The sequence below is a fragment of the Burkholderia sp. Nafp2/4-1b genome (assembly GCF_003635165.1).
In the GTDB taxonomy this organism is placed as follows: domain Bacteria; phylum Pseudomonadota; class Gammaproteobacteria; order Burkholderiales; family Burkholderiaceae; genus Burkholderia.
This window is the reverse complement of record NZ_ML058601.1, coordinates 1-26,884: the sequence shown is the minus strand read 5'-3', so window position 1 is coordinate 26,884 and position 26,884 is coordinate 1. Positions and strand designations below refer to the sequence as shown.

Genomic DNA, 26,884 nt, shown 5'->3' with positions numbered 1-26,884 from the left:
GCGGTACGCCGATTGCGGCGTATCGTTCTGCCACCGCCGGAATCGCCTGAAAGCGCCGATTCGTCGGCGCTTAGTTTTTTGGAAGACATATTCGTGACTCAACGCATTCTGGAGCCGACCGAAATCTCGGCGCTCGATCATTCGGCCATTCCGCGCTTTCGCCTGCCGGAGCGCGGCACCGCGTTCGCCGCGCGTGCCGCCCGGCTGCGCAAGCTCGCCGATCTGAACCCCATCAGCGGCTATCTGCGGCTGATGGCGACGGTTGCCGACGCGCAGCACGCGACGCTGCAGACGCTGGAGCTGCCGCTGCCGTCGAAGGAAGCGATCGCCCGCGCGCAGGAACATTCGATGCCGCTCGTGCCGGCGCTCGACGGCGAGCGCGATGCGCGCTGGCGCGCCGTGCTGTATGAACTGCTCGACCGCGTCGAAGGCGCCGGGCTCGTCAACCCGTCGCTCGCGAAGCTGCTCGACCGGCTGCGCCTGATGGCGCCCGCCGAGCTCGACGCGCAGGCCGACGCGATCCTCGCGCTGCGCTTCGCCGAAGTCGACCCGGCCACCGCGCCGTTCCTGATGGCCGCGCTGCAGGTCGTCTGGACCGATCTCGCGAGCCGCGTCGCCCCGGCCGACGTCCCGTATCTCGACCAGCCGGGGCTGTGCCCGGTGTGCGGCACGCATCCGGTCGCGAGCGTCGTGCGGGTCGGCGGCCAGTTCCAGGGCTATCGTTTCCTGCAGTGCGGGCTGTGCACGACCGAGTGGCACATGGTGCGCACGAAATGTTCGCACTGCGACTCGACCAAGGGCATTGCCTACCACGGGATCGAGGGCGGCAGCGAAGCCGTCAAGGCCGAGTCGTGCGAGGAGTGCAAGACCTATCGGAAGATCGGCTACCAGGACAAGGACTACGAGTTCGAGCCGCTGGCGGACGATCTCGCCAGCCTCACGCTCGACCTGCTGATGAACGAAGCCGGCTACCAGCGCAGTTCGCCGAACCCGCTGCTGTGGCCCGACATGTCGCGCGAAGCCGACGCGGAAGCGAATTGACGGCAGGCGGCCCGTGGCGGGCGCGCGAGTGCCCGCGCCGGCTGCCTGCCTCGCATGGAAACGGAGCCACCATTACGTGACCGAACCGGGTTTGAATGAACTGAATGCTGTCCTCGCGCGCGTGCCGTCGGTCGAGCGCGTGCTGTCGTCGGCGCCGCTGCAGCCGCTGCTCGCCGACTATGGCCGAACGCGCGTGCTGAACGCGGTGCGCGCCGAACTCGAGCGCTGGCGCACCGTCGCGCAGCAGGATCCGTCGGCGGCCGAGCCGCTCGACGAACCCCGCATTGCCGCCGCCGTCGCGCGCACGCTGGCCGCGCAGAGCGCAGGCGCCGTGCGCGCCGTGTTCAACCTGACGGGCACCGTGCTGCACACCAACCTCGGGCGCGCGCTGTTGCCCGACGACGCGGTGCGCGCGGTGGTCGACGCGCTCACGCAACCCGTCAACCTCGAATTCGATCTCGCAACCGGCCGCCGCGGCGACCGCGACGACCTGATCGACGATCTGCTGTGCGAACTGACGGGCGCGGAAGCCGCGACCGTCGTCAACAACAATGCGGCGGCCGTGTTGCTCGCGCTGTCGGCACTCGCACCGAAACGCGAAGTGATCGTGTCGCGCGGCGAACTGGTCGAGATCGGCGGCGCGTTCCGCATTCCCGACATCATGAGCCGCGCGGGGGCGAAGCTGCGCGAGGTCGGCACCACCAACCGTACCCATCTGCACGACTACGCGGCCGCGATCGGCCCGCGCACGGCGCTGTTGATGAAGGTGCACTGCAGCAATTACGCGATCAGCGGCTTCACGAAGGAAGTGACGCTGGCCGAACTCGCGCCGCTCGCGCGCGAGCACGGGTTGCCGGTCGCGGTCGATCTGGGCAGCGGCACGCTGGCCGATCTGTCGCAATGGGGCTTGCCGCGCGAGACGACCGTGCAGGAAACCGTCGCGGGCGGTGCGAACCTCGTCACGTTCAGCGGCGACAAGCTGCTCGGCGGCCCGCAGGCCGGGTTGATCGTCGGCGATCGCGCGCTGATTGCGAAGATCAAGAAGCATCCGCTCAAGCGCGCGCTGCGCGTCGGCAAGCTGACGCTCGCCGCGCTCGAACCCGTGCTGCGGCTCTACCAGGCACCGGAGTTCCTGCGCGAGCGGCTCACGACGCTGCGGCTGCTGACGCGCGCGCAGCGCGACATCGCCGACGCCGCCGAGCGCGTGCGGCCGGCGCTGCAGGCGGCGCTCGGCAGCGGCTTCGACGTGTGTGTCGAGCCGATGTTCAGCCAGATCGGCAGCGGCGCGCTGCCGGTCGATCAATTGCCGAGCGCCGGGCTCGTCGTGCGCACGCCGGACGGCAAGCGCGGCGGCCGTGCGCTCGCGCAGCTCGAGAAACGGCTGCGTGGCTGGCCGCGCCCGGTGATCGGCCGCATCGCCGACAATGCACTGCGGCTCGACCTGCGCTGCCTCGAAGCGGCCGACGAAGCGGCTTTCGTCGCGCAATGCGTGCAGAGCGCGGGGCCGGCTGCATGATCGTCGGTACCGCAGGGCATATCGACCACGGCAAGACGACGCTCGTGCGGGCGCTGACGGGCGTCGATACCGACCGGCTGAAGGAAGAGAAGGCACGCGGCATCTCGATCGAACTCGGTTATGCGTATACGCCGCTCGAGAACGGCGACGTGCTTGGCCTGATCGACGTGCCGGGCCACGAGAAGCTCATTCATACGATGGCGGCCGGCGCGAGCGGCATCGATTTCGCGCTGCTCGTGATCGCCGCCGACGACGGCGTGATGCCGCAGACCCGCGAGCATCTCGCGATCCTGCAGTTGCTCGGCGTCGCGCATGGCGCGATCGCGTTGACGAAGTGCGATCGCGTCGACGCCGCACGTCTGGCGGCGGTGCGCGGCGAGATTGCCGCCTGGCTGCACGGCACGACGCTCGACGGCGCGCCGATCTTCGAAACGCGTGCGACGGTTGCCGACGATCCGGGCGTCGCCGCGTTGAAGCAGCACCTGGCCGAGGCGGCGATCGCGTGGCGTGCGCGTCGCGACGACGGCCTGTTCCGGCTCGCGGTCGATCGCGTGTTCACGCTTGCCGGGCAGGGCACCGTTGTCACGGGCACCGCGCTCGCGGGCCGCGTGGCCACCGGCGATACGCTCGCGATCGTGCGGAGCGGCGGCGCGGCGCGCGTGCGCAGCATCCATGCGCAGAACCGGCCGGTCGACGCGGGCCGCGCGGGCGAGCGCTGCGCGCTGAACCTGGCCGGTGTCGACAAGGCGGACGTCGAGCGCGGCGATACCGTGGCGGATGCGCGGCTCGTCGCGACGTCGCCGCGTCTGGACGTCGATCTGACGCTGCTGGCCGATGCGGGGCTCACGCTGACGCACTGGGCGCCGCTGCACGTGCATCTCGGCACGCTGCATCGCGTCGCACACGTCGCGCTGCTCGACGGCGACACGCTGGCCGCCGGGCAGAAGATGCGCGTGCAACTGGTGTTCGACGAGCCGGTGTTCGCGCTGCCGGGCGATCGCTTCATCGTCCGCAATGCGCAAGCGACGCGCACGGTCGGCGGCGGCCGCGTGCTCGATCCGTTCGGTCCCGCGCGCAAGCGCCGCACGCCCGCGCGTCGCGCGTGGCTCGATGCGCTCGCGGCATGGCTCGACGAAGGGCGGGTCGATGCGCTGCTCGCGCAGGCGCCGCTCGGCATTGCGCGCGCGACGCTCACGCAACTGACGGGGTACGCGCCCGACGCGCTCGCGCTGCCGGCCGATGTACTGGCGATCGGCCAGCGCGAGCGCGGGTCGAACGACGGCACGGTGATGGCGCGCACGCACTGGCATGCGCTGCAGGCGCGGGCGATCGATACGCTGCGTGCGTATCACGAGCGCGTGCCGGACGATCAGGGGCTCGATGCGGCACGCCTGCGGCGGATGGCGGCGCCGCTCGTCGGCGATGCGCTGTGGCGCGCGCTGGTCGATGCGCTGGTGGAAGGCGGGGAAGTCGCGCGTAGCGGGCCCTGGCTGCACCTGCCGTCACATTCGGTGAGTTTCGATGCGCGCGAGGAAGCGCTCGCGCAGCAACTGCTGCCGCTGATTCATGCCGGGCGTTTCGATCCGCCGTGGGTTCGCGATCTGGCGCGCGACACGGGTGCGGCCGAGGAAGCGGTGCGTACGCTGTTGCGCAAGCTCGCGCGGCGCGGCGACGTGCATCAGGTCGTGCGCGACCTGTTCTATCACGCCGATGTCGTGCGCGAGCTGGCCGGGCTGGTCGCGCATCTCGCGCCGACGCGAGGCGGCGGGCTGGACGCGGCGACGTTCCGCGACGCGACCGGGCTCGGACGCAAGCGTGCGATCCAGATTCTCGAGTTCTTCGACCGGGTTGGGTATACTCGCTTCTACCGCGACCTTCACTTCCTGCGGCCTGACAGCGGTTGGGTGGGTATTCAGGCGTAGGCGCCCGTTGTTCTTCTCGCTCTTTCTCGCTCCATTGCGACTTTTTCCCACGGAAGGCATTCGTATCCGGTGGTACGGCTGGACTTCAAATCCGGTTGGGGGTGTCAGACACTCCCGGGTCAGTTCGACTCTGGCTGCCTTCCGCCACAAGGGTTTCAGACAATTTGAGCGGCTCCGATCAAGGGATTTTCGTGACGGGGGTGTGGGGTTTTTCTGCCCGTTTCGTGCAAGAAGGGTTACGCGCTGCCGATCTTTTTGACGGCGGCCGCCAACTTGTCGGTGACGAGGTGGGCATATCGTTTGGTTGATGTCGTCGTTTTGTGCCCAAGGACGCCGCCGACCGTGTACAGGTCAATGCCGGCGTTGATCATTTCTGAGGCCGCGCTGTGCCGTAGATCGTGAAATCGGAGATCGGGGTGTCCGGCTTTTCGACGTGCCTTAACCCATTCATCCTTCACCTTCCATGACGGGATCGTGAATTTCACTCGGCGCGCGATGACGGCGATCCGCGGATGGATGGGGACGAGGCGCGGTCGACCGTTTTTCGTCAGCCCCAGAGAGAATCCGTCCTTGGTCGGTGTGGCGCGCAAAACCTCGCTCAGGCGCATGCCGGAATAGAAAGCGACGCGAATCGCCGCTCGGACCTGGCGGTGCTGGCAGTGCTTTGCGATTTCCAGCATCTCTCGACGTCCTTTGTACACGTGACGTTCGTCGCTCGGCCTCGGGATGACCATTTTGGCGGTCTGGTCGTACTCCAATTTTCCGATCTTGTGCGCATACTTTATTGCGGCCCGAATGTAGCCCAGGGTATTGTGAATCGTTCCGTTGGACATCGGCTTCTTCGCCCGTCCTTGACGATCGGTGCCGGAGCGCATGAATTTCGCGAGCTCTATCGACCACTCATACAGGTCAAGGGCGTCCTGATCCTCGTACTCGAGCGCGTACTTCGTCAAGATTTGCAGACGGGTCTTCTTGTCCTTCCACTGAGCGCTTTTGTCGTTCACGTGGATCCGGACGCACTCTCCGATCGTGACGACGGTCTTTCTGGTGCCGGTCGCGCTTGCGTATACTTCCGCGTCCCACTTGCGGCCTAACTCGTCAGCTTCGCGCGCAGAAAGTCCTGCAGGGACGAGTTTGGTTTTGCGAAGGCGCGTACCTTCGATGACACGTTCGAACGTCCAACGGAAGCGCCGACGTCCATTTTTTTTGATGGTTTCGATTGGCATGATGCGAGATACTGGTAAAGCGATTCGAGATCGTAGACGTGCGTTCTGTGGCCCAATCGAAAGCGTTGGATGATCGTGCATCCACGGTCGATTCGGCTGATGCGGTGATAGGGGACGCCGAGGATTGCCGCAGCCTCCTTGGCGCTTACACGCTTGCCGTGCGTTAGATTCATGCTGCGATTCGTCTGCCTATGAAATGAGTTGAGCCAATGAAGAGCGCGTTCGGGAAGTGCGACTGCCCCGAAGATGCTCATCGGCATATCGGTTCGTTTCGCCTTGCGTGGGCTTGGGTTCGGGCGGCATCACGGTCGATTCGCTCGATCGCTGCGAGAATCAGCGCACCAGCCTTCACGAGATCGCGCCGCGGCGTTGTCGGTTTCCACCAGTCCGTGATCCACGGCCAGAAATCGAGCGTGACGGCGTTGCTCAAACCGCTGGCGCTGAGCGCGTAGGCCGCTGCGGCACGAGACAGCTCTGCGTCCTGATAGCCGTCGTCTCGTTCAAATGTCACACCTTCGAACTCGATTTGCCGGCGACGCTCCATGAGGACATCGTGTGCGGCGGCCGTCGGCACAGCGCGTGGGGAAGGGATCGCGTCCTCGCCGGGCGCCAACGGACGGCACCTTTCGCGCGCCCAGGTGCCGTCACGTCTACCGTTGCGCCAGGCTTCGGCCAGGGATCCCGATTCGGCAAACCGGTTCGCTAAGCTGCCGCCGGTGTAAGCCTCGGAATAACCGTCGCTGTACGCGGAGAGAATCGACTCGAGGTGGGCGGGTTCGAGCGGTGGCCACGTCGATTTTCGCTGATCCGGTTGGACGAACAGAATAGTGGCAGTCTGTTCGCGGACCAGCGCAAGACGACGCTCGAGCTCGGGGCGGCCGTCGACAGCTCGCTTAATCCATAGCCCGGCGATCAATTCGTGCACCTGGGACGCGTAATCCCGTTCCATCGACTTGCGCATAGTGAGCGCGGCCATCGTCGCTGTCCAGCCGGCAAGGGCATATTCGTAGGCCGCGTCATGATGATGCTCGCCGAGCTCGACGACAGTCTGGGCCGCGGCTGCTGCGGGTTCAGACGCGGTGCTGGTATAAGGCGCCTGTCCTCCGCCTTGTCCGTCACTGAACACGTTGGCTTTGTTGAATTCGGGCCAGCCCGGATGGACCTCGCGGAAATACCATTCCGGAGCATCGTCGATCGGCGCTACAGCGGGTTGCTCGACAAGAGATCCGGTGACGAGGGCGCGAAGCGCTTTGTATATCTTTCGGATTCGCGATCGTGCGCTGAGACCGATGAGCGAAAGTGTGGTCGTCACGAATCCCGGTTGCTTGGGCGTGAGCGCATGGGCGCGGTTCGTTTCGGTGTGAGTGATCATGGTGGTGGTTCCTCGGGGGGCCACGTGGGTGCGCGGCGACGGGATAAGGCCGGGAATGAGCCCGCGGTTGCGGCCGACGCTATTGGGAATGGGGTGCAGCTTGTGCACCCCACGATCCCGGTGCCAGCGACATCGTGCGGGCACCCAGGGACCGCAGGCGCTGTACCAGCCGCCTGTGCAGGTTGAGGGAAAGGTGATGCGGGGTTATTCGGGCGAGCCGAGCAGAATCTTCGTGCCCGTCTCAGACTCGATCTGTGTCCAGATTGCGCGGAAGGCCGCTTCGAGCACCTTGTGCGGGCGTACGAGCTCGTACCAGATCTTCAACGTGCCGTCCTTCACGCGGTATTTGATCCGGGCGTCCACCGGATAGGCCGCGCCGTTCTCGAAGACCGGGATGCTGAGCGTGATTTGCGACGGCATCGCGATCTTGTTGCCGGTCGCATTGACGTCCTCTTTCCAGACGAAGTTGGTGCTGCCGTCCTGCAGGCGCGTGGCCGACACGAAATTGCCTTCCTTGCTTGCTTCAAAGTTCAGGGCAATGCTCAGCATCGTCGAACCGTCCGGCGTCTGGATATCAGGCAGGTTGTCCTCGATGAGCTCCGCGAAGGCGAGTTGATTGAGCGCTTGGCGATCCTTCTCGGTCCACACTTTCCATTCGCGCGACGCGGGCACGGCGAACTCGATGCGATACGCGCGCCAGTTGGCCCCGTCGTGATCACGTGCGGTACCAGCTGCGCGGTGGTCGTCGATCACGGCGAGGATCTTGGCCGGATCGAGCGATGCATAGATGAGACTCTCGGCACGCTTTTGTCGATTGAAGTAGCGGACGAAGCTGTTCGAATCACGCAGTCTCACGGTGCCACTTGCACGCAGCGGATGTTCGAACGTGTCGACGACAGGGACGGCTTGATAGCCGTCCGGCACGATCACGAACGGCTTGCCATCGCTGAGCGGGCTCCTGCGAATGTCGCCAAGGGCTGCGCCAGCGGCGAGGGTGGCGGCAATGTTCTGTTCGCCGGAAATCGTATCGAGGTGGTTCATAGTGCCTCTGAAAAGTGATGGGATGGATGAAAGACGGCTCAGCCGTTGACTGCCGACCGGGTGTCGGCGAGGGAAATGCCGGGGAGCTCGGTTTGACGCTCGCTGTGACGCGAGAGGTTGTTTTCGACGGTCGGGAAGAACACTTCGGCGGTCTCCTTCTCGCGTGGCAGGGTGGCGACGATCTTGCCGGTGACCTCGAGCGCGTCCTGGACTTTGGGGAACGGCTTGACCTCGACGGTGAGGGTGATCTTGCCGCCCTTGCCGGTATCGCGAACCATGGCGACGAGCGTGTTCAGTTCATTGGTTGCTTCTTCCACGACGGCGCCGCCGCGCAGTTCCATCAGGGTTTGGGTAAAGGCTTTCTTCATCGATATCCTCAATATGAAAAGGACTACATAACAAATGAAACGGTGCTCGTGATGCAGAGAAGCTGCGGTTACGCGTGGGAATCTATGCCATGTCGGCTAATGTTAATCTCATCAGCGCATTGTGCGGAAGCTTCCCGAAATTCTTGCGTAGAGCAGTCGAGGACGAGCTGACCGTTCAGCCACGCATCGGCGTGGCGCAGGACGAACTTAATGTCGCCGAGCGGCATTCCATCGAACTGGGTCCGCAGGAGCTCAAGTGCTCGATAGTGGGCTTCTTCTTCAGTGATCGGTGTCAACTGAATTCTCCAAAGAAATTTGCGCGGCAAGCGACGATGAGGAACCAGGCGCAGCCGATCGCAACGCCGTACCCGAATGTGACGCCGCAAGCTCGCACAGCGCGACCGTGGATACGATCGCAGGATCGGAGGAGGGCGTTGTCGGAGACGGGGCGGTTCCAGACTCGACGTGTTCCACCGCCAAGGGTATGAATCGGATTCACCCCCTTTGATCCGACCGGAATCGAGTCCGCATCGTCGAAGTCGAAGGGACGTAGATTGCTGACAGAGGGGGCCTGCATGTGATCCTCCCAGAATGAAAGTCGTCGACGGCTCATCGCGAAGGGCGATAGGAAACCCGGACGGACAGACGAAGCGTCTGTCGCCCATTGATCGACTGTGTTTAGTGATGCGAACTAAAATTATCGCATGCGTCTGCGAAACGCTTCGCGCCTCGAGCTCGACGACGTTAATCGGACCGATGCAGGCGAGATGCGGCAGCCGTGATGATCTTGGGCAGGCGGCCGAGCGGGAAAAATTCTCGCGTTTCGATGAGGTTGGCCAAGTCACCAGGCGCAACGACGAGCGCGTTGTCCGGGACGGGGTTCAGGAGGATGTTGTGGCCCTGGAATGTCAGCAGCCAGCGGCCAGACTGAAGACGGGCGAGTACCTCAGCGGGGCTGGTTGGCGGTCTGTTGGTGACTTCGCGATCGAGAATGTCCAGTACCCAACGCCGGAACTCGGCAGCGGGTGGAGTTCGCGCGAACATGGCCAGCAGATGAGCGCCGCGAAGCGAGAAGATGCGAGTTTGCTGTGGACCTCCAGCTGTATCGACAGTCACAACTGCTGTCATGCTGGTTGAGAACTCGGTCGAATTTCTTTCGTAGAGTTTCTGAATATTCTGAGCGGGATTCTGGTATCCCAAGGCATATCCGATCTGGATACCCCTTAGCCACTGCTGTCGGTCGTAAGAAACGACGTCGAACTCGATTTCGTGGAACTTGAGAGAATTGCGGTCCGGAGTCGATGGTACGGACTGAGTCATAGAACGCTCCTGCGTGAGGCGTTTCAATCACCTCACGGAAGCGCTCTTATCCGCGCCGCGAGGTGGCCAGGAGGTTAAGAGCCCGTACGCAGACGGGTGGACTTCTTTCCCTTGCGGGTCTTGTATCCGTCGCCCTCCCGGCCATTGACTGGAATCCGGGCGCAAAAAAACCACGTACTGACGGGCGTGGATGCCGCTGCGTATGGAGCTCTTACCCTCCGTTCGCAAATTATCGGGCAATCCCCGAAAGTTTGCAATCGTGCGGAGGCAATCGCGACGAGGGGCACTGGACCGCGGACTATGCCGCGCGCTTCACCCAGAGATCAGCCTGCGCGTCTTGCTCCATGCGGTCGACACTGATCCGAACGACATCGGGCAGGAGCGACGGCGGGACGCTGTACTGGATAAACCGGGCGACCTGCTGCGGATCCGATGGCGAGACGACGACTGCATCTGAGGGCCGGCGCAACGGCGTGGCTGTACCAGCATCGGCCTGACGACTCGCAGGCTTGTCGCGCAATGCTGCGGCCCACATTACTTGGTCGACCGCCATGTGGAACGCGTCGCCGATCCATGCGGCGTATGCAATCGTGATTTCCCGGCAGGCATAGCTGCCAAGGTGGGCGCCGGTGTTGATTGTTCTGACAAAAGCCGGCTGCGGCTTGCCGGAGGCTTTGAGCTCGCGGATCAGGTTCAAGATCCTCTTGCGACACAGGAAGTCGGCGGGCTGATGCTTGGCCTTGCCACCCGCGGCCCGATGCAGGTCGTTCAGGCAATACAGGCCATCGAATTCGCGGATGGCGTACATGCCGATGCTGAATGCGGTCACGGGCTCGTCGTGGGGATCGATGTCACGTGCCCGGCCCGGACCATGCATTCCGGCATCAAGGCCCACCTTTGATGCCACGGAACGGCGAATAACGCCGTGGGTGCGAGGGCGCGGGTAGGTCGCCACGCCGAACCTGCCTCTCTTTCCGGCACGTTTCGTCTTCATGCTCATTCTTCCGAAAACAGGGTTAAGCCAAAGGTCGTAAATCGACGCCTTAATGTGCTGCATCGGCTTACAACACTTTCAATTGACTCACATAATTCGATCGGTGTGAATACGTCATGCTGCTTTAGTTATTCCCGATATTTACAATCGCGTCAGAAATGAAAGGTTGGTGAAAAGGGCGTAAATCTCCCCACTCTCAATCGCCTCGAGGCCTTGATACGCAAGGATGCTCGCGAGTTGGGGACCGAATCGGAGGGCGGTGCAATTCACTACTAAAATGACTGTAGTGTTGAGATAAACATGCTTCAGAAACCAATATGATGGTTAACCGTAATGTTCCTCTATTTCACATTAAAACCGGTTCCATGATGCGACAATTGTGGTAGGTGGAAACCCTAATTTGAGGGCGGGATTAAATCGAGACCCCGATTTAATTTGAAATGGAGTGCTAATCATCAGACAAATAGAGGGTGCGTTATTTAAAAGAAATCGTGAGCCAATCTGAAATGAGTCATTTCAATGTCCGTATTCTTTCATTGATCAATGCCTTCTCGTAAAGGCGTATTGATCAATGAACCCACACGCCCGGCAACACCAGGCCAAGCCGGCTCCGGGACGCGTGGGGATGCTCCAAGTTACTTCGCCACTCAAAGCTGGGCGTCGCATGCGCGAAAGTCGGCTCGGGGCCACCCCGGTTCTCGGTTGTGCCGACTGAAGACAAACGACCGGCGCCACTGCGCAGACAAGGCGGCGAGCGGGTTCGGTGCGACAAGTTGTTAAGGAACGTACCGCACGTGGCGGGGGCGACAGCTAATGTCGCGATGGTATATATTAGGCAAATGGATGTAGAAATGTCAACGGGAACCGAGCCTATCGGATACGAGGGCGCAAAAAAAGCCCCGCGGTGCGGGGCTGGGTGGGCTGCCGGGGAGGGCGGAAGGTGGGGTTGAGGGCCGTTAGACCGCACCGCAAACGCCGACGACACGGGCGATGATCTCGATGTGCTCCATGTCGTCGGGGAAGACGACGGCGTCCGGATAGCGCATCTTGTCCTGGCTGTCGGAGCGCACGACGATGCCGCCGCCGATCTTCTTGAAGATGCGCTTCACGAACAATTCGTTCTGGTAGGACAGCACATAGACCTTGCCGTCGACGATTTCCGTGTTTCGGTGATCGACAAGCAGCGTGTCCCGATCGTTCAGTCGCGGCTCCATGCTGGGGCCGCGGTGGATGAGTGTGGCGGCATTGATGGGATTGACGCCGAGGCTCTGGCACCAGTCGCGATTGAAGGCCTGTTTTGGGCCTTTTTTGTCGATGTACCAGACGACCTTCTTGTCTCGAGGGGAGAGCTCCACGACCAGGCGGGGTAGCCACGCGTACTCGTCTTCGGATTCGTTCTCGCCCGGGGCGGTCTCGACGAGCGTGAGCGCGCCTGGCGCTGGCGGGTAGTCGCCAGCGGCGGTGTCGCGCTGCCGCGGGCCTTTGCCGGTTTCGAGCCAGTCGGGCGAGACGTTCACGGCACGAGCGAGCGCCGTGATGTGTCTGGAGCCCTGATTTTTATGGGATTCGATCTGACCGATCAGGCCTTGACTGACGCCGACGAGGCGGGCCAGCTGCCCCTGGGAGAGTTTGGCGGCCAGTCGGGCTTGCTTGAGGCGGGAGGCTAAAGTATCCATGCAGCCATGATATTAGATAAACCGGCCAAGGTGATGTTGACAATGCTTGGCAAGATTGATAATTTCCGGGTATGAACTGGCAGATACTAATTCGCGACCTCCTCGACGCCCGTTGGACGCAGCGATCCATCGCTGACGTGATCGGGGTGACCCAGGGCCGCGTCGCACAAGTCCTGCACGCCCGGCCCGATTATCCGATGGGCTTTCGTTACGAGACTGGGCGCAAGCTGGTGAACCTTCATCGCCGCGTTTGTCGGCGTCCGCCGCCCAAGCGCCGCGAGCCGCTCGACTGATCGGACGCCATTTATAACCGCACCCGGAATTCCCCATGCACCTTCCCCACCACCAAAAGATGCTTCAACGCGCCGTGCACAACGGCAACCTAGACGCAGTGATCGCGCAGATCGCCGCCGAGAACCCGAAGATCTTCCACATCGAACCCGGCACGCTCGGCGCTAAAGAAACGCTATCGAGCCGGATTTTCGTCAATCAACCGCTGCGCAACCTGCCGATGCACGGTTTCGTGAAGTACGTCGACTGGGTCGCTCTCAAGGAAGCTGCCGAGAAGCGAACGCAGGTCCGTCGCGGAGGCTGAAGCGATGAATGTTCGGTTGAATACTGTCATCGAAACCAAGAATGGGCTCGAGATCGGCCGCGTGCGCCTCACGAGTCTGCAAATCCATCATTGCCCGGACGGGGTGACGTCGATCGTCATGACCGACGGCGAGAATGTGCTGCGCATGTTCGCCACACCCGACCAGGTCGCACACGTGATCCGGTTGCTCGACCGAACGAGCGCGGTCGCATGAAACATCACAACCGCAAATGCAGGTGCGCTCGGCTCGGCTACCCGTGGTCGACGCGTGCCGTGCAGAAACGCAAAGCGGCGAGCGCCAGTCATCCGGTCGCGACGAGAGCGAGCCCCTACGTCGCAGATCGCATCAACCATGTCCGCCACGTCCGCAGAGAGCGCGCCAAGCGACGCTGCAACTAGCGCGTGTATTCGGTAGACGGCGACTTGCGCCGAGTTTTGTACCCGCACTTCGATTTCCGCGATTGCAAAAAATACACATGGGCCTCGCGATGCGACGGTCGGTGAATTGAGTGTGTTCGGTGCTTGCATAGGGGTGGTTCGCCTCCTGTCGTAACAGTTATGAAATTCGTTTCCGCGTTGCAGGACAGGACTTTAGTAGTCCTTATTGCAGTGCACAACGTTCAGGTGAAAATCAGATGAACATCACGGATGCCGCATACGCGGTGGTTCACGATTACCCGGGTGGCAGCGAATCGCTCGCGCCTCGGGTGGGGCTGTCGGGGGCAATGCTTCGCAACAAGGTGAACCCGAACAACGAGACACACAAGCTGACGCTCGTCGAAGCGGGGCGCCTGACGGAGGTGTCGAACGACGACCGGATTCTCGCGGCTTGGGCGCGCGAGCGCGGTTACGTGCTGGTCAAGATCCCGGCGCCGGAGAACTGCTCGGACGGCGAGATCGTCGAGCTGATGGCCAAGAGCTGGGAGACGAACGGCGAGATTGGTCGCGAGATCGTGCGCACGTTCGAGGATGGAAGCGTCGAGCGGCACGAGGTACTGCGGGTGAAGGACCGGACGTGGAAGCATTTCCAGGTGCTGCTGGGTCTGGTGAGTCGAATCGAAGGGATGGAGGAGGGCAAGTGATGAGTGCAATGCTGCAGGAAGTGATGTTGACCATGTCGAGTCGCGAGATTGCGGCGCTGGTTGAGAAGCGCCACGATAATGTAAAACGCACGATCGAATCGCTAGCAAATCAAGGCGTTATCGCATGCCCTCAAATTGAGGGCGTGCAAGAAACCGGCGGCAACCATCGCACCTACATCACGCAGCAATATGTGTTCGCCGGCGAGCTCGGTAAGCGCGACAGCATTGTCGTAGTCGCGCAGCTCTCGCCTGAGTTCACCGCGCGCCTGGTCGACCGTTGGCGAGTGCTCGAGCAACGTATTGTTCAACCGACGGTCACGTCGGCGAAGATCGCGGCAGAACTGGCAATTGTCGAAAGCTACACGCGTTTGCTGAGCCCGTCGCCATCATGCCGGATCGCGATGCTGACCCGCATCGCCGAAAGTAACGGTGTCAGTGCGGCTTTCCTGCCCGCATACGCGGTCGATGCCGCAGCAGACGTCGTTGGCGACAGCTCGATGCCGACCAAGCCGCTCACGGATCTGCTGCGCGATCACGGAATCGCCATGCGTCCGCATGTATACAACGGCCTGCTGGCCGAGGCTGGTTTTCTGGTCGAGCGTAAGCGCAAGAGCAGCTCGTCGCGCGCCGTGGACGGCATGAAGTCGTTCTGGGTAGTGACGGAGGAAGGGCAGCGTTACGGTAAGAACATTACCCACCCCGGTAACCCGCGCGAGACGCAGCCGCATTGGTATGTTGCACGCTTCGCTGAGCTCCACTCTGTTGTCTCGGCGTGCCTTGTCGGGGCAGTCGAATGAACATTGAACAGAATCAGCGCGCGCTCGGCAGCCAGGGGCCGCAGTTGAGTCCAGCGCTCGAGCAAGCGGAGCGCATTGTTCGCGATGTTGAATCTCACCCGAGGTTTCCCCGGGTCTGCGTCTCGTGCGGCGCGCGTGAAGCCCTGGATGGCTCCGTGCCGTGTGGCCATTGAGGCAGGCATGAACGTGATCAACTTTACCGTCGAGACGGTGGCGAACTGATATGGCGCTTGCGGAAGTCATTCACATGCCGGAAAGCCGCTCGCCGCAGTGCGAGCAGGGGTACACGCGGATCGCTAACGAACTGCTGGAGGCGATCACGCTCGCCCCCTTTACCCAGAACCAGTACAAGGTGATCCTGACGGTGTGGCGGATGACCTACGGGTTCAACAAACGCGCCGATCAGCTGTCGCTGAGCCAGATTGTGGCGCGCACGGGCCTGGAGAAGGCCCAGGCGTCACGGGCGGTCTCGCAGCTGATCGAGATGCACGTATTGCTGGCTGACGATGGCCGGCACGCCCGCATGCTGTCGCTCAACAAGGTCTATTCGCAGTGGGCGAGCGAGGTGCGGGTCACGTTGCCATCGTGGGGCTCGGAAAAGCCGCGCGACGACGTGACGGAACCCATGGCCGAGGGTTGTGAAAATCATAACTTCGGGGCGGTGCAAACCCTCTCGAAGGGTTGTGAAAATCACAACCTTGGGGTTGTGGAATTGACAACGAAGGGTTGTGAAAGTCACAACTCAAGGGTTGTGGAATTCACAACCACAAAAGACATACCCAAAAGACATAACCAAAAGACAACTCCAAAAGAAAATCTTTTGCGCACGCTTGGCGCGCGCTTTGAGATTTTCTGGACGGCGTATCCGAAGAAAAAATCGAAGGCGACCGCAGAGAAGGCGTTTGCCAAGCTGAACCCGGACGAGCAGCTCTTTGACGACCTGATGGCAGGTCTGGAGCGTGCCAAGACTTCGGCTCAGTGGCGCAACCCGCAGTTCATCCCGTACGCAGCGACGTGGCTCAGAGCCGGTGGCTGGATGGACGAAGTGCAGACCGAGTACAGCGATGCCGAACTGGCCATGATCCGCGCCTACAACGAGGCGCTTGGGGAGCAAGTCGGCACCATCGACGAATCGGTCTTCGTGGAGTCGCGTGCGGCTGCGATTCGCGATTTTGCTTCGCTGCGTCCGCACGACCCGGACTTCTGGCGGCGGTACTTCCCGTGGGTGGCCGCCAACGTCGATATCCCGCCCAAGGCGGGCTTCGATTGGCTGATCAGCCGGGAGGGCTTCACCAAGGTCAAGGGCGGCCAGCACACGCGCAGGACGGGGCAATGAGGGCCCAGCGACATGACGGGCGATTCAACGGCTCATCGGCGCGCGTTCTCGATCGCTGCGGCGGTCTGATCGCGGAGTTCGGCGAGCTGGTTCGCCAGGGACCGCGCCTCGCTTTCGGAGTCGAACATGCCGACCACGAGGTGATCGCCGACGGCTCCGGCATCGGCCAGCATGGCGCGATTGGCCTTGACCGTATCCCGACCGCGTTCGACCGACAGGGCGTAGATCGACGGGCTTTGGTAGTGGCTCACGACGACCACCCAGACTGAATCAAGGAGATTTGACATGCGAATGTTGACCGTGTTGGTTTTGCAGGATAGCGATTTTAAGCCCGAGGGCGAACGAGACCTGGGCAAGCCGTTTCAGGGCCAATTGCGCGAGGATGCGTACCACGCATCGTTGACGGCGCCGATCGTGATGTACCGCAATCGTGTGCTGAAAAACCGTCTCGGCACGGCCGGGGTAATTGCCGAGGTGCCCGCATGAGCGCGAACAAGTCGCCCCGTGGCGTGCCGTGCAGCATCGAGGCCGAACAATCGGTGATCGGCGCGCTGCTGATCGACAACGATGCGATCGACCGCATCGGCGATCTGCGTGCCGAGCATTTTTACCGCGGTGACCACCGAGCGCTGTTCGCGTTGATCGTCGAGATGATCGTCTCAGGGGCGGGAGCCGACGTGGTGACGGTGTACGAGCGGCTGCAGGCTCGAGGCAAGGTCGACGAGTTCGGCGGTATGCGGTACCTGAACGCGCTGGCGCAGCACACGCCGAGCTCGGCGAATATCGCCCTGTACGCGGGTGCGGTGCGGGACCGAGCACAGAAACGCGGGCTGCTGGCAGCGGCCAACGAAATCCGCGACTCGGTCGGCGCATCGGCAGACAGCGCCGCCGAGCTAATCGACCGGGCCGCCGCGAAGCTGGACGCGCTCGGGATGGCGTCGGTCAAGCGCGAGCCCAAGCTGGCTGCCCAGGGGCTGGCGGACCACATCCCGAAGCTGGAGGGCCGCTCGAGCGGCAAGGAACGGGTGATCTCCACGGGGCTGGACAACCTCGACCGCGCGCTCAATGGCGGTCTGCGTCCGGGCTGGTCGGTGATCCTGGCGGCTCGCCCTGGCATGGGCAAGACCTCGCTCGCGCTGAACATTGCGTCGCACGCGGCCGTCGACCACAGCGTGTTGTTCCTGTCGATGGAAATGCCTGAGAGCGAGCTCCACGACCGCAATCTCGCCTCGCTCGGACGTATTGCGCTGGACAAGGTGATGCAGGCGCCCGAGGCGGATACGGATTTCTGGAACCGCGTGACGGCCGCCGCGGTGAAGATCAAGGACCTGAACCTGTACATCGACGACCAGGCCGCGCTGCGACTGCTGGATGTGCGCGCGAAAGCCCGTCTCATCAAGCGCAAGGCGGGACTGGACGTGCTGATCGTCGACTACCTGCAACTGATGGTGGGCGACGGCGTGAACCGGAATGCGGAGATCGAGGCGATCTCGCGCGGGCTCAAGGCGCTGGCCAAGGAGCTGGATATCGCGATCATCGCGCTGGCGCAGTTGAACCGGCAGGTCGAGCAGCGGGCAAGCCGTATTCCGCAGCTCTCGGATCTGCGCGACTCGGGCTCGATCGAGCAGGATGCCGACGCGGTGCTGTTCATCCACCGCGAGGAAGCGGCGAACCCGGATGCCGGCGAGCAGTGGCGAGGGTTCGCCCAGGTCCGTATCGCGAAGTTCCGCAACGGCAAACCGGTGGACGTCGCGCTCAGGTACTGCGGCGAGCACACGCGCTTTGAGAATCACGCCGGTGCGTGGCCGAGCATGACGGAGAGCCGGAAGTCGCGCTCGCGGGAGTTCAATTGAGATTTCGCGTGATCAACGCGTCGATGCCGACGGCCGAGCGCAAGATCTTGGAGCTGACGGGCAATCGTCCCTCGGTCGATGCCGGGTTCGACGACATCAGCGACGGAATCGGGGCAACGCCCGTGCTGACGCCGGCCTATCGGGCGGTTGTCAAGCAGCTGACCGATCCACTTGACATAGAGGAAACCGATTTGAATCTGGAGCTTCATCCGCTCTGCACGCTGTTCCCCCGACTGACGGGGGCCGAGTTCGAGTCCTTGAAAGAGGACATCCGCGTGAACGGCCTGCGCGAACCGATCGTCGTGCACGAGGGCATGATCCTCGACGGCGGTAACCGCTATCGCGCGTGTGTCGAGCTCGGCATTGCACCGAAGACCGTCGCGTACGATGGCGGCAACCTCATCGCGTTCGTGCTGTCAGCGAACCTGCATCGTCGTCATCTGTCGGCGGGGCAACAGGCAGCGATTGTGGCGAGTGCGCAGGACTGGGCGAAGGCGCAGACGCTCGGGGGCAACGGCAGCAACCAGCACACGAAAAAGGAGCAAAAGTGCAACGTTGCACCTTTGCGCACGGTCGAGGATCGCGCGACGCAATCGGGCGCATCCGTCCGAACGCAGAAGATGGCGGATAAGGTGGCCAAGGTGGCGCCGGATTTGGCCAAACAGGTCGCGCACGGCGAGATCAGCTTGCCAGCCGCGGCGAAGAAGATCGCGAAGCCGGCCGCCAAGCCTATCGGCGCATCCAGGACCGCTCCGAAGATCGAGGTGATGCGCGAAGCACTTCGGCAGGCGCAGGAGAATCACGTCTCGATGCTGTGCACCTATGCGGACCTGACGCTGACGGCGATCCGGGCGCAAGACGACTTCACCGACGACGAGCTCAAACTGCTCAAGCAGATCGCCAGCGCGATTCATCAACTCGACCTGAACGGGGCTCATCCGTGAAGACATGGATTTTTGCATCGATACAACCATCAGTAGGACTAACCGGATCGATGCGACCAATCGAACGACGCAAGGGTACGAATCGGATTCGTCCCCTTCGCGCAGTCGGCATGGGACGGTAAGAGGTTGAACCAGATTCATACGAATCGGATTCGTACAAGAGGAGGGAAGTAGAGCAATGTTGGTATTGGGTCGAAAAATGAATCTCACGCAACGACGCATCTGTGAATGCCTGCAGGCGAATCCGGGACGGGTGTCGAGCGAGGTGGCTAAAACGCTGCGCATGACGGTGCAGGAGACCGAACGGAGCGTGCAGCAGCTCATCGAAGCCGGGTATCTCAAACACGGCCGTCGCCTGAAGAAGGGGAAAACCCTGCGACTGACGGGCAAAGCGTTTCCACCGTCGTACGAGTTGATTGCGCCGAAGCTGCGGCGAGAACAAGCCATTTCGGCGGGATTCAATGCGCTGATCCCGGCCATGCGGGCGATGGTCGATGTCAGGAGGGAGGGGGTTTGAAGCGGTCCACGGGATTGCGGCGCAGGACGCCGCTGCGCTCGACAGGCTTTTCCCGTAAAAGCTCACCATTCAGCAGTCTTGCATCGCGCTCGACGCTCAAGCGTCGGACAGCGATCAAATGCCGGATCAAGAGGGCGACAGCGGTAGAGGGCTCGAAGTATTTGCACGCCTGTCGTGGTGAGGAGTGCTACCTACGTGTACCAGGCGTGTGTTGCTCGGTCGACTGGGCGCACGAATCGGTGGTCGACTGCCATTCGAACCAGTCGAAGCATGGAAAGGGAATGGGCCTGAAGGCGACGCATCGGCACACGGTACCGGGCTGCGGGCCTTGTCATCACTGGCTCGACTTCGGGCCGGCGCCGCGGGAGGCGAAGGTCGCGACGTTTGATGCGGCGTATGAACGATGGGCACCTGTACGTGCCCGCAAGATGGGACTGGAGGAGGAAATGTGCGGCTTGTCGTAAAGATGTCTCTTGCCGCGGTGCGTCACTGGCGCTTCTATCGGGAGAGCTACCTAACATTCGAGTGCCGGGCGATACGATTGCGCGGACCGGTCCGTCGCGGTACGGCAGCGAAGCCGGCGACGGCGTGGATTTATGCGGACGTCATCGTTCCGGACCAGTACCGCGACCAGGCTGCTCCGCACGCATGGAACCCGGACGGAACGTATCCGGTTGAAGTGCCGGTGAACTGGAATTCAAAGACACTGGCTGCGTTCATCGCCAGCGGCGACCTGGAGTGGGATGTGAGGGATCGCTCGTGAGTGGGTTAGCTGAGATTTCAGCTTGAAGGGGAAATTTATTTCGGGGACCGACGTGAACAATATGTGCGAACTGACCAGAGACGAAAGCAATCAGATTGAAGAGCTACTCAAGCAATGGTACGCGTGGCAAGCGGACTATACCCCGGGACTCGGACACGGCCGCATTGATCCATCGTGTCGTGGGTTTGAGGAGCGCAGCCGCGATCTGAGCGCCGACGAGCGGGCAGAGGAAGCTGATCGGAAAGCAGCACGGCGTCGCGCTGAACAGGTCGATATGTGTGTCGACGGACTGCAGTGGCAGGAGCGCGCGGCGATTCAGCGACACATGAAGGCCCGGCGCGTCGGCGCAATGAACCGGGCGTGCGATGCAATGGTCTGGAGTTGCCCGCGGGGATTCGATCAGGCGGATGCGCATGCGCTGTACCAGCGCGCGAAGCGATCGCTGTTGCCTATGTTGAAACGGCGGGGGCTGATCGAGATGGGGGCGCAAGCTGCGTGAGCGGAGGGCGTGTCGAAAAAGCCAGGAATCCGGCTATTGGTGCGTGGAGTAACGTCTGGGCTGATGGCGTAGTTACAAAAAATCCTTGCCGTTTCCAATAATTGTAGCTACGATAATTCTATGTACATTACTTTCGACTTGGGCAAGAACGAAGCGAACATGGCCAAGCACGGCGTTTCGTTGCAGGCAGCGGAGCTTCTGGATTGGTCAGACGTGTTGTCGTACGTCGATTCCCGACACGATTACGGCGAGGTGCGCGAAGTCGGGTTCGGCGTGATCGAGGATCGCCTCTATTGCGTGGTGTTTACGCAGCGAGGTAACACGATGCACATCATCAGCATGCGCAAGGCGAACAAGCGGGAGGTCAGGAGCTATGTCGAACAAGCGTAAGGTCGTCATGCCGACAGACGAGGAAGATGCGGCAATCAATCGCGGCATCGCGGCGGACCCGGACACGTATGAGGTACCGGCGGAAGACTTCGCGAAGATGACTCGCAGAGGCAAGCGAGGTCGACCGCCACTTGAGGCGTGCAAGGTTCAACTGACGGTGCGTTATGACGTCGATATCGTGGACGCGTTCAAGGCGACCGGCGACGGCTGGCAGACGCGCATGAACGACGCGCTACGCGATTGGTTGCGTGAGCATCAAACTGCATAATTTCCGCAGAGGGTATTGCACAGCCATTCGCGCTTTGGTATATTGACGAGGTCGGGCGCGAGGTGCGCCCAAACGAAACCTCGCCGGTTCTGCCGAGCGGGGTTTTTGCGTTTGGAGGTCTCGTGAAGGAATCAAGTGGCGTCGAGGCTCGGACTGAACTGTTGGAATGGGTTGAAAGCGCCGCGATTGAAAACCTCAAGGGCCATCACCAATCGGCGGCTCAATTAGCGAAGGAGTCTGTCCAGACGCTTTCGGTGTTCGTGCTCATCATGGCGGGCAGTCTGGCGCTTGCCGCGAGATCCATTCAGGATGGTCGTCTGGATTGGTTTTCGGCGGGCGCGGCCGGTTTTGCCGGGTGGTTTTTCTTACTCAGCATTTGCCTGGTCGTGCGATGCATGATGAGGCGCAAGTTGCCGGCGATCTACAACGAACCGATGCACTTGTATCAGCCGAGGTATACGTTGACTGCTCTGAGAGAGGTTGAGCTCGAAAATTTGCAAGTCCGAATCGTTCGGGCACGTCATTCGAATGCAAGGATTGCGCGCGCGCTGGACTGGCTGCGGTTCGGGGCCGTCGCCAGCCCGATTATGTTTGTTGTGTTGTCGGTGGTGTGGTGGGTTGGTTCATCGGCGTGCGGAGCCCGTCCTTAACGGATGAGCGTCCCGCGGGCTTTTTTCATTTCTGGCGCCACGTTTGCCGACCCTCGGTAGCGTGGCGTTTTCATTTCCCACACCGAAACCCGCCTCGAGCGGGTTTTTTGTTTTGCGCCTCGGATAGGTCGACGGACCGAAGAAGCCGACTGCTCCCCGGCACTGCCGAGGCGCACCTCATTGGGTGAGCTCACGGAGCGCATGGATGACGATGAATTCGATATCGGACCTGACGGACTTCACGGTGGTCGACGGTGATCAAGTCAAGATCGACTCGCGAGCCGTGGCGCAGCACTTCAGCCGACGGCATGCGGATGTATTGCGGTCGATACGGCACCTCAAATGTTCCCGTCAGTTCTTCCAGCGCAACTTCGCGAAGCATTTCGCAATCTGCGAGGCAGCGAACGGAAGGCCGTTGAAGTACTACCTGATGACGCCCGAGGGCTTCGCGTTTCTCGTGATGGGATTCACCGGCAAGGCCGCAGCGGCGCGCAAAGAGCCATTCGTCGATGCGTGCCGCAGATTGCTTGGCGCCTGATTCCGGCAACTCGCCGATCCTTTTGTGTGTACGGACGTCCAGACATGCGAGGTAATGATCTATGACAGTGACGCTCTGCGCGGTCGACGCTGCGCTGTATCCCGCGTTCGTGGACGCGTTCGCGAACGAGACCGATGTCACGGTCGTGTATGACGACATTCTGAACCTGTCCGGCGACGCGATCGTCAGTCCCGCGAACAGCTTCGGCTGGATGGACGGCGGAATCGACTTGCTTTACCGCAATCGCTTTGGCGTGGCGATCGAACGACGCGCGATCGAGGCGGCTGCGAATCACGACGGCTGCGCGATTCCGGTTGGTTCGGCGACCACGGTCGCGACCGACGACACGTTCATCCCCTGGCTGATCCTCGCGCCGACGATGCGCTATCCGCAACCGGTGCCGGCGTCGGACCACGCGTATCTCGCGTTTCGTGCGGCGCTGACCGAAGCGTGTGCGCGCCAGTTCGAGCATGTGCTGTCACCCGGCATGTGCACGGGCGTCGGCCGCATGCACCCGGTACAGGCTGCAGCGCAGATGGCGCGGGCCTACCGCGAGTTCGCAAAGTCGGTGTCGGCCACGACGAGATGACCTTTTACCGTAAGCCAGGAGGTCGTCAAGATGATTGATGCACTTGAGCGCGCCGCAGGCGTGCGCCGGATTGTTTGGACGCTGGCGATTGCCGCGGCCGTGTCGATCGTGATTCATGCGGTCCGCTGGTGGTGACGATCGGACGAACGCGTTCGGATATGGGTCACGTTGACAAAGATGGCCTCCAGGAAGTGGAGGGCATCGGCGGCTTCGCTTGGACTCAGGGGGGGCTGGCGGGTACGGTGAAGTGGGGACGGAACGCCAGGGACCCTGTAGCCGCTTCCCATAGCGGTGCCGCCCACCCGCGCTTTCTCTCTACTGATCAAACACCCAGGGGGGGCATAAACATAAATGCCAACACAACAGCAGATCGCCGCGCACCTGGACCTTGATCAGTCGACCGTCTCGCGCCTGGTCGCGCGCCTCGCGCTCGATTACCGATCCGCATCGATGGACGACGTGCGGGTGGCCTACATCCGGCACTTGCGCGAGGTAGCGGCGAGCCACACCAGTGCGGATGGACTGGACCTGACCGCCGAGCGCGCCAAGACGGAAGTGGTCGATCGCGAGATCAAGCTGCTGACGCTGGCTGAGAAAAACGGTCAGCTCGTGAACGCGGCGCAACTCGAACAGGCGTACGGCCAGATGGTCGGCGCATTTCAGGCGGAACTGCTGGCCCTGCCCGATAAACTGGTGCAGGAGTTGCGCACGCTGTACGGCGTCGAGGTCGACGTTCAGTGGTTGAACGAGCATGTTTATGGATGTCTTGAGCAGCTATCTCGATACGACGCAGACGGTGCAGGCGGTCATTCGCCGGATTGCACAACAACTGCGCCCGCCCGAGCGGATCGGCACGACGGAGTGGGCCAGGCGTTACCGCAGGATGAGTGCGAAGGCCTCGGCGAGCCCGGGGCGCTATAACCCGAACATCACGCCGTGGGTGGTGGGCATGCACGCGGCGCTGGACGACCCGCGGGTGCAGAAGGTCGTGTGCATGAAGTCCGCGCAGGTCGCGTGGACCGACGGGGTGCTGCTGAACTACATCGGCCGGCGCATCGACGTGGATCCGTGCCCGATGATCGTGATGTTCGCCAAAGAGAAGTCGGCCAAGAAGTTCAACCTGGAGAAGTTCGAGCCGATGGTGGAGGTCACGCCGCGCCTGGCTGCCAAGGTGCCGGTGCACGCCGGTCGCGACAAACGCAACCTGTGGGACCACAAGACCTTCCAGCGCGGCTTTCTGAAATTCATCACGTCGAACGCGCCGGACGACGTGAAGTCGACGCCGGCGCCGGTTGTCGCAGTCGAGGAACCGGACGACGCGAACACCAACGTGCGCGACCAGGGCGATTCGATCACGCTGCTCGAGGAGCGCAACAAGAGCTATTCGGACAGCCGCCGCAAGGTGATTTTTGGCGGCACGCCCACGGTCGACGAGTTCTCGCGGATCCAGCAAGCATTCCAGGCATCGGACCAGCGGATTTACCTGGTGCCGTGCCCGGATTGTGGCGAAGAACACGAGCTCGCGTGGGAGAACGTGACGTGGACGGAAGACGCCGAGGTGCCGCACGAGGTGTTCGGCCGGGCGCAACCCGAGACCGCGCGTTATACCTGCCCCCATTGCGGGAGCCTCTGGGACGACGCGATGCGCATGCGTGCGGTGCGCGGCGGCCGGTGGATGGCCACCGCCGCGTTTCACGGCGTGGCCGGTTTCAGGCTGAACGAGCTGGTGTCGCCGTTTCCGGGCTCGCGCATGAGCGAGCTCGTCAAGAAGTGGCTGACCGCCGAGCGCGCGCTGCGCGCGGGCGACGACACCAAGATGCGCGCGTTCGTGAATAACTCGATGGGCCGGCCGTACAAATACAAGACGGACCTGCCCGAACTCGATGTGCTGGCCGAGCGGGCGCTGCCGTACACCGCGTTCACGATACCGGCCGGTGGGCTGCTGCTCACCCTGGGGGTGGACATCCAGCACAACCGGATCGCGATCGTGTTGCGCGCGTGGGGCCGGGGCGAGGAGAGCTGGCTCATCGCTTGGGACGAGCTGCACGGCAACGTGCTCGACCAGGGCGCCGATCCGCTCGCGCACGGCGTGTGGGGCGCCTTGACGATGCTGCTCACGCACGCCTACCGCCACGAAAGCGGCGGATTGCTGCGGGTGAGGGCGGCGTCGATCGACTCGTCGGACGGCTCGACCTCGGATGCGGTGTACCGCTATGTGCGCGCCGCGCAGCAGCGAGGGCTGCCGATCATGGCGATCAAGGGCAGTACCGACGCGGGCGCGGAGATCTTCAGTGTCCCGAAACCGTCGATCGACTCGACGCGCAACAACAGCAAGGCGGCGAAGTACGGCCTCAGGCCATACATGGTCGGTGTCAGCAAGGCCAAGGACCTGATCCTGGAGAACCGGCTGAAGCTGGAAGGCGATGGGCCGGGGCGACTGCACTGGTATCGCGAGGTGCGCTCCGATTACCTGGTGCAGCTGACCGCCGAGGTGAAGGTGCCGGGGCGTGTGAGCACGAAGCGGGTCTGGAAGAAGAAGGCGAGTGCGCGCAACGAGGCGCTCGACTGCGAAGTGTATGCGCTGCACGCGGCGCGCAGCGTCAAGACGCACCTGATGACCGAGCGGCACTGGCAGCTCGAGCAGCAGCGCCTGTCGCAGGTGTCGCTGTTCGACATGGTGCCGGTGCTCGAGGCGCTGCCGATGGCGCCGCCTGAACCACTGGCGCCGCTGGAGCCACCGGACGCACCGGATCCGCCCGACGAGAAGTCATCGGCTATTGCACAACCGACCGAAGCCCCGCCCCCGAGCGGGGCTTCGCGCATTCAGGGCCGGCGTGTTGGACGTTCCACCTACCTGACGCGACGATAGGAGAGCCATCGTGGCCTATACCAAGCAGGACCTCGAGCGGATCCAGTCCGCGATCGCCAAAGGCGAGCTCGAGGTGCAGTACGCGGATCGCAAGGTGCGTTACCGCTCGATCGCGGAGCTGCGCGACGCGCAAACCGAGATCATTCGGGCACTGGACGGCGCGACCGGCCGCTCGCGGCTGATCCGCCTGCGCCATGCCGGCAAGGGGATGCGATGAGTCGCACGTATCCAGTGCTCGCGCAGCGCGGCTTTGTGGTGCCCACGCGCCTGAAAGCCGCCGCGTACGAATCGGCGGGCACACGCGGCGCGCGCGCGAAGTCGTGGCACGCATCGAGCGCGGGGCCCAACGCGTCGGTGGTGCAGAACCTGCCGCTGATGCGCCACCGCGCGCGCGATGCGATCCGCAACGACGCATGGGCCAAGACGGCGATCGCGAGATTGGTGTCGAACACGATCGGCACCGGGGTCCAGCCGCACCCGCAGCATCCGGACGCGACGGTGCGTCGTGAACAGAAGCAACTGTGGGACGACAGCACGAGCGAGCTGGACGCGGACGGCGTGCACGACCTGTACGGTCTGCAGACGCTGGCCGCGCGCGCGTTCTTCAGCGACGGCGAGGTGCTGGTGCGGCGCCGGCTGCGCTCACCGCAGGCGGGCCTCGCGGTGCCGCTGCAGATCCAGCTGCTCGAGGGCGACTTGCTGCCGGTCACCAAGAACG

At 62.6% G+C, this 26,884-nt stretch carries 34 protein-coding genes and 1 tRNA gene; 26 read left to right on the top strand and 9 right to left on the bottom strand.

The genetic code is table 11. From position 1 onward, the window contains the following. Positions 1 to 93: 93 nt before the first annotated feature. The 4 genes from fdhE to C7H84_RS09600 all read left to right on the top strand — a co-directional run bounded on the left by fdhE (position 94) and on the right by C7H84_RS09600 (position 4,626). Positions 94 to 1,041, top strand: a complete 948-nt coding sequence (gene fdhE / locus C7H84_RS09615) for a formate dehydrogenase accessory protein FdhE (RefSeq protein ID WP_205611413.1) — start codon at positions 94 to 96, stop codon at positions 1,039 to 1,041. A 76-nt stretch (positions 1,042 to 1,117) separates the two neighbouring features. Continuing rightward, a complete protein-coding gene (gene selA, locus C7H84_RS09610) occupies positions 1,118 to 2,557 on the top strand; it encodes an L-seryl-tRNA(Sec) selenium transferase (RefSeq protein ID WP_121858594.1) in 1,440 nt (479 codons plus the stop codon). Continuing rightward, positions 2,554 to 4,479 carry a selenocysteine-specific translation elongation factor gene (gene selB, locus C7H84_RS09605; protein ID WP_121858848.1) on the top strand — a complete coding sequence of 642 codons (1,926 nt, stop codon included), beginning with the start codon at positions 2,554 to 2,556 and terminating at the stop codon, positions 4,477 to 4,479. Before selA ends, selB begins: the two co-directional genes overlap by 4 nt. A gap of 51 nt (positions 4,480 to 4,530) precedes the next feature. After that, positions 4,531 to 4,626, top strand: a tRNA-Sec gene (locus tag C7H84_RS09600). A gap of 89 nt (positions 4,627 to 4,715) precedes the next feature. Here the strand turns inward: C7H84_RS09600 and C7H84_RS09595 are convergent. The 8 genes from C7H84_RS09595 to C7H84_RS09560 form a co-directional block, all read right to left on the bottom strand. Next, complete coding sequence (locus tag C7H84_RS09595; protein ID WP_121858593.1) at positions 4,716 to 5,705, bottom strand: site-specific integrase; 990 nt, start codon at positions 5,703 to 5,705, stop codon at positions 4,716 to 4,718. Between the two features lie 250 nt (positions 5,706 to 5,955). Next, positions 5,956 to 7,077 carry a hypothetical protein gene (locus tag C7H84_RS09590; RefSeq protein ID WP_121858592.1) on the bottom strand — a complete coding sequence of 374 codons (1,122 nt, stop codon included), beginning with the start codon at positions 7,075 to 7,077 and terminating at the stop codon, positions 5,956 to 5,958. Positions 7,078 to 7,281: 204 nt separating this feature from the next. Then, the gene (locus C7H84_RS09585; RefSeq protein ID WP_121858591.1) at positions 7,282 to 8,118 is read right to left on the bottom strand and encodes a DUF2303 family protein; all 837 of its coding nucleotides are present in this window, start codon (positions 8,116 to 8,118) and stop codon (positions 7,282 to 7,284) included. Positions 8,119 to 8,156: 38 nt separating this feature from the next. Beyond that, a complete protein-coding gene (locus C7H84_RS09580; protein ID WP_121858590.1) occupies positions 8,157 to 8,486 on the bottom strand; it encodes a hypothetical protein in 330 nt (109 codons plus the stop codon). A gap of 68 nt (positions 8,487 to 8,554) precedes the next feature. Continuing rightward, complete coding sequence (locus tag C7H84_RS36300) at positions 8,555 to 8,782, bottom strand: hypothetical protein (protein ID WP_162999251.1); 228 nt, start codon at positions 8,780 to 8,782, stop codon at positions 8,555 to 8,557. A gap of 448 nt (positions 8,783 to 9,230) precedes the next feature. Further along, entirely contained in the window at positions 9,231 to 9,806 is a 576-nt protein-coding gene (locus C7H84_RS09570) for a Bro-N domain-containing protein (RefSeq protein ID WP_121858589.1), read from the bottom strand. Between the two features lie 298 nt (positions 9,807 to 10,104). After that, positions 10,105 to 10,800, bottom strand: a complete 696-nt coding sequence (locus C7H84_RS09565; protein WP_162999250.1) for a KilA-N domain-containing protein — start codon at positions 10,798 to 10,800, stop codon at positions 10,105 to 10,107. 956 nt (positions 10,801 to 11,756) lie between these two features. After that, positions 11,757 to 12,476, bottom strand: a complete 720-nt coding sequence (locus C7H84_RS09560; RefSeq protein ID WP_121858587.1) for a S24 family peptidase — start codon at positions 12,474 to 12,476, stop codon at positions 11,757 to 11,759. A gap of 71 nt (positions 12,477 to 12,547) precedes the next feature. Between C7H84_RS09560 and C7H84_RS09555 the strand changes: the two genes are divergently transcribed. From C7H84_RS09555 to C7H84_RS09530, 6 genes are all read left to right on the top strand, one after another. Further along, the gene (locus tag C7H84_RS09555) at positions 12,548 to 12,769 is read left to right on the top strand and encodes a hypothetical protein (RefSeq protein ID WP_121858586.1); all 222 of its coding nucleotides are present in this window, start codon (positions 12,548 to 12,550) and stop codon (positions 12,767 to 12,769) included. Between the two features lie 35 nt (positions 12,770 to 12,804). Further along, the gene (locus tag C7H84_RS09550) at positions 12,805 to 13,071 is read left to right on the top strand and encodes a hypothetical protein (RefSeq protein WP_162999249.1); all 267 of its coding nucleotides are present in this window, start codon (positions 12,805 to 12,807) and stop codon (positions 13,069 to 13,071) included. A 16-nt stretch (positions 13,072 to 13,087) separates the two neighbouring features. Beyond that, entirely contained in the window at positions 13,088 to 13,285 is a 198-nt protein-coding gene (locus tag C7H84_RS09545) for a hypothetical protein (RefSeq protein WP_121858584.1), read from the top strand. A 421-nt stretch (positions 13,286 to 13,706) separates the two neighbouring features. Continuing rightward, complete coding sequence (locus C7H84_RS09540) at positions 13,707 to 14,153, top strand: phage regulatory CII family protein (protein ID WP_121858583.1); 447 nt, start codon at positions 13,707 to 13,709, stop codon at positions 14,151 to 14,153. Further along, positions 14,153 to 14,950, top strand: coding sequence for a Rha family transcriptional regulator (locus tag C7H84_RS09535; protein WP_121858582.1), 798 nt, complete (start codon positions 14,153 to 14,155; stop codon positions 14,948 to 14,950). The genes C7H84_RS09540 and C7H84_RS09535 overlap by 1 nt, the downstream gene beginning before the upstream one ends. 223 nt (positions 14,951 to 15,173) lie before the next feature. Continuing rightward, on the top strand, positions 15,174 to 16,286 hold the full coding sequence (locus C7H84_RS09530; protein WP_121858581.1) for a replication protein: 1,113 nt from the start codon (positions 15,174 to 15,176) through the stop codon (positions 16,284 to 16,286). A 32-nt stretch (positions 16,287 to 16,318) separates the two neighbouring features. Here the strand turns inward: C7H84_RS09530 and C7H84_RS09525 are convergent, their stop codons facing one another. Continuing rightward, on the bottom strand, positions 16,319 to 16,537 hold the full coding sequence (locus C7H84_RS09525) for a hypothetical protein (protein WP_162999248.1): 219 nt from the start codon (positions 16,535 to 16,537) through the stop codon (positions 16,319 to 16,321). Positions 16,538 to 16,571: 34 nt separating this feature from the next. On the opposite strand from C7H84_RS09525, the gene C7H84_RS09520 reads away from it, so the two are divergent. The 16 genes from C7H84_RS09520 to C7H84_RS09445 all read left to right on the top strand — a co-directional run. After that, complete coding sequence (locus C7H84_RS09520) at positions 16,572 to 16,772, top strand: hypothetical protein (RefSeq protein ID WP_121858579.1); 201 nt, start codon at positions 16,572 to 16,574, stop codon at positions 16,770 to 16,772. Further along, positions 16,769 to 18,139, top strand: coding sequence for a replicative DNA helicase (gene dnaB / locus C7H84_RS09515; RefSeq protein WP_121858578.1), 1,371 nt, complete (start codon positions 16,769 to 16,771; stop codon positions 18,137 to 18,139). The genes C7H84_RS09520 and dnaB overlap by 4 nt, the downstream gene beginning before the upstream one ends. Positions 18,140 to 18,147: 8 nt before the next feature. Beyond that, positions 18,148 to 19,083 carry a ParB N-terminal domain-containing protein gene (locus C7H84_RS09510; protein WP_240462012.1) on the top strand — a complete coding sequence of 312 codons (936 nt, stop codon included), beginning with the start codon at positions 18,148 to 18,150 and terminating at the stop codon, positions 19,081 to 19,083. Positions 19,084 to 19,282: 199 nt separating this feature from the next. Further along, positions 19,283 to 19,600 (top strand): winged helix-turn-helix domain-containing protein, encoded by a 318-nt coding sequence (locus tag C7H84_RS09505; RefSeq protein ID WP_162999247.1) that lies wholly within the window; start codon positions 19,283 to 19,285, stop codon positions 19,598 to 19,600. A gap of 32 nt (positions 19,601 to 19,632) precedes the next feature. Continuing rightward, positions 19,633 to 20,064 (top strand): DUF1364 family protein, encoded by a 432-nt coding sequence (locus tag C7H84_RS37105; RefSeq protein WP_121858846.1) that lies wholly within the window; start codon positions 19,633 to 19,635, stop codon positions 20,062 to 20,064. A gap of 2 nt (positions 20,065 to 20,066) precedes the next feature. Next, positions 20,067 to 20,363 carry a hypothetical protein gene (locus tag C7H84_RS09495; protein ID WP_121858576.1) on the top strand — a complete coding sequence of 99 codons (297 nt, stop codon included), beginning with the start codon at positions 20,067 to 20,069 and terminating at the stop codon, positions 20,361 to 20,363. A gap of 22 nt (positions 20,364 to 20,385) precedes the next feature. Beyond that, complete coding sequence (locus C7H84_RS09490; protein ID WP_162999246.1) at positions 20,386 to 20,862, top strand: hypothetical protein; 477 nt, start codon at positions 20,386 to 20,388, stop codon at positions 20,860 to 20,862. 120 nt (positions 20,863 to 20,982) lie between these two features. After that, positions 20,983 to 21,252, top strand: a complete 270-nt coding sequence (locus tag C7H84_RS09485; RefSeq protein ID WP_121858574.1) for a BrnT family toxin — start codon at positions 20,983 to 20,985, stop codon at positions 21,250 to 21,252. Continuing rightward, positions 21,236 to 21,520 carry a BrnA antitoxin family protein gene (locus tag C7H84_RS09480; RefSeq protein ID WP_121858573.1) on the top strand — a complete coding sequence of 95 codons (285 nt, stop codon included), beginning with the start codon at positions 21,236 to 21,238 and terminating at the stop codon, positions 21,518 to 21,520. Before C7H84_RS09485 ends, C7H84_RS09480 begins: the two co-directional genes overlap by 17 nt. Before the next feature lie 122 nt (positions 21,521 to 21,642). Continuing rightward, positions 21,643 to 22,170 (top strand): hypothetical protein, encoded by a 528-nt coding sequence (locus tag C7H84_RS37100; RefSeq protein ID WP_240462011.1) that lies wholly within the window; start codon positions 21,643 to 21,645, stop codon positions 22,168 to 22,170. 205 nt (positions 22,171 to 22,375) lie between these two features. Continuing rightward, a complete protein-coding gene (locus C7H84_RS09470) occupies positions 22,376 to 22,708 on the top strand; it encodes a Rha family transcriptional regulator (RefSeq protein WP_121858572.1) in 333 nt (110 codons plus the stop codon). A gap of 61 nt (positions 22,709 to 22,769) precedes the next feature. Beyond that, positions 22,770 to 23,297 carry a macro domain-containing protein gene (locus C7H84_RS09465; RefSeq protein ID WP_121858571.1) on the top strand — a complete coding sequence of 176 codons (528 nt, stop codon included), beginning with the start codon at positions 22,770 to 22,772 and terminating at the stop codon, positions 23,295 to 23,297. A 351-nt stretch (positions 23,298 to 23,648) separates the two neighbouring features. Then, positions 23,649 to 24,218, top strand: coding sequence for a MarR family transcriptional regulator (locus C7H84_RS09460; RefSeq protein WP_205611412.1), 570 nt, complete (start codon positions 23,649 to 23,651; stop codon positions 24,216 to 24,218). Beyond that, entirely contained in the window at positions 24,181 to 26,166 is a 1,986-nt protein-coding gene (locus C7H84_RS09455; protein WP_205611411.1) for a terminase gpA endonuclease subunit, read from the top strand. Before C7H84_RS09460 ends, C7H84_RS09455 begins: the two co-directional genes overlap by 38 nt. A 10-nt stretch (positions 26,167 to 26,176) precedes the next feature. Further along, positions 26,177 to 26,383, top strand: a complete 207-nt coding sequence (locus tag C7H84_RS09450; RefSeq protein WP_121858569.1) for a hypothetical protein — start codon at positions 26,177 to 26,179, stop codon at positions 26,381 to 26,383. Next, positions 26,380 to 26,884 (top strand): phage portal protein (locus C7H84_RS09445; RefSeq protein ID WP_121858568.1); only part of this gene is annotated, 505 nt, incomplete at its 3' end. The genes C7H84_RS09450 and C7H84_RS09445, both read left to right, overlap by 4 nt.

Bases quoted from the DNA above. Each gene is read 5' to 3' on its own strand.
- selB (WP_121858848.1), top strand. From the start codon at position 2,554: ATGATCGTCGGTACCGCAGGGCATATCGACCACGGCAAGACGACGCTC.
- C7H84_RS09595 (WP_121858593.1), bottom strand. From the start codon at position 5,705: ATGCCAATCGAAACCATCAAAAAAAATGGACGTCGGCGCTTCCGTTGG.
- C7H84_RS09590 (WP_121858592.1), bottom strand. From the start codon at position 7,077: ATGATCACTCACACCGAAACGAACCGCGCCCATGCGCTCACGCCCAAG.
- C7H84_RS09585 (WP_121858591.1), bottom strand. From the start codon at position 8,118: ATGAACCACCTCGATACGATTTCCGGCGAACAGAACATTGCCGCCACC.
- C7H84_RS09580 (WP_121858590.1), bottom strand. From the start codon at position 8,486: ATGAAGAAAGCCTTTACCCAAACCCTGATGGAACTGCGCGGCGGCGCC.
- C7H84_RS09570 (WP_121858589.1), bottom strand. From the start codon at position 9,806: ATGACTCAGTCCGTACCATCGACTCCGGACCGCAATTCTCTCAAGTTC.
- C7H84_RS09565 (WP_162999250.1), bottom strand. From the start codon at position 10,800: ATGAAGACGAAACGTGCCGGAAAGAGAGGCAGGTTCGGCGTGGCGACC.
- C7H84_RS09560 (WP_121858587.1), bottom strand. From the start codon at position 12,476: ATGGATACTTTAGCCTCCCGCCTCAAGCAAGCCCGACTGGCCGCCAAA.
- C7H84_RS09555 (WP_121858586.1), top strand. From the start codon at position 12,548: ATGAACTGGCAGATACTAATTCGCGACCTCCTCGACGCCCGTTGGACG.
- C7H84_RS09550 (WP_162999249.1), top strand. From the start codon at position 12,805: ATGCACCTTCCCCACCACCAAAAGATGCTTCAACGCGCCGTGCACAAC.
- C7H84_RS09540 (WP_121858583.1), top strand. From the start codon at position 13,707: ATGAACATCACGGATGCCGCATACGCGGTGGTTCACGATTACCCGGGT.
- C7H84_RS09535 (WP_121858582.1), top strand. From the start codon at position 14,153: ATGAGTGCAATGCTGCAGGAAGTGATGTTGACCATGTCGAGTCGCGAG.
- C7H84_RS09530 (WP_121858581.1), top strand. From the start codon at position 15,174: ATGGCGCTTGCGGAAGTCATTCACATGCCGGAAAGCCGCTCGCCGCAG.
- C7H84_RS09520 (WP_121858579.1), top strand. From the start codon at position 16,572: ATGCGAATGTTGACCGTGTTGGTTTTGCAGGATAGCGATTTTAAGCCC.
- dnaB (WP_121858578.1), top strand. From the start codon at position 16,769: ATGAGCGCGAACAAGTCGCCCCGTGGCGTGCCGTGCAGCATCGAGGCC.
- C7H84_RS09505 (WP_162999247.1), top strand. From the start codon at position 19,283: ATGAATCTCACGCAACGACGCATCTGTGAATGCCTGCAGGCGAATCCG.
- C7H84_RS09495 (WP_121858576.1), top strand. From the start codon at position 20,067: ATGTCTCTTGCCGCGGTGCGTCACTGGCGCTTCTATCGGGAGAGCTAC.
- C7H84_RS09485 (WP_121858574.1), top strand. From the start codon at position 20,983: ATGTACATTACTTTCGACTTGGGCAAGAACGAAGCGAACATGGCCAAG.
- C7H84_RS09480 (WP_121858573.1), top strand. From the start codon at position 21,236: ATGTCGAACAAGCGTAAGGTCGTCATGCCGACAGACGAGGAAGATGCG.
- C7H84_RS09470 (WP_121858572.1), top strand. From the start codon at position 22,376: ATGACGATGAATTCGATATCGGACCTGACGGACTTCACGGTGGTCGAC.
- C7H84_RS09465 (WP_121858571.1), top strand. From the start codon at position 22,770: ATGACAGTGACGCTCTGCGCGGTCGACGCTGCGCTGTATCCCGCGTTC.
- C7H84_RS09460 (WP_205611412.1), top strand. From the start codon at position 23,649: ATGCCAACACAACAGCAGATCGCCGCGCACCTGGACCTTGATCAGTCG.
- C7H84_RS09455 (WP_205611411.1), top strand. From the start codon at position 24,181: ATGAGTGCGAAGGCCTCGGCGAGCCCGGGGCGCTATAACCCGAACATC.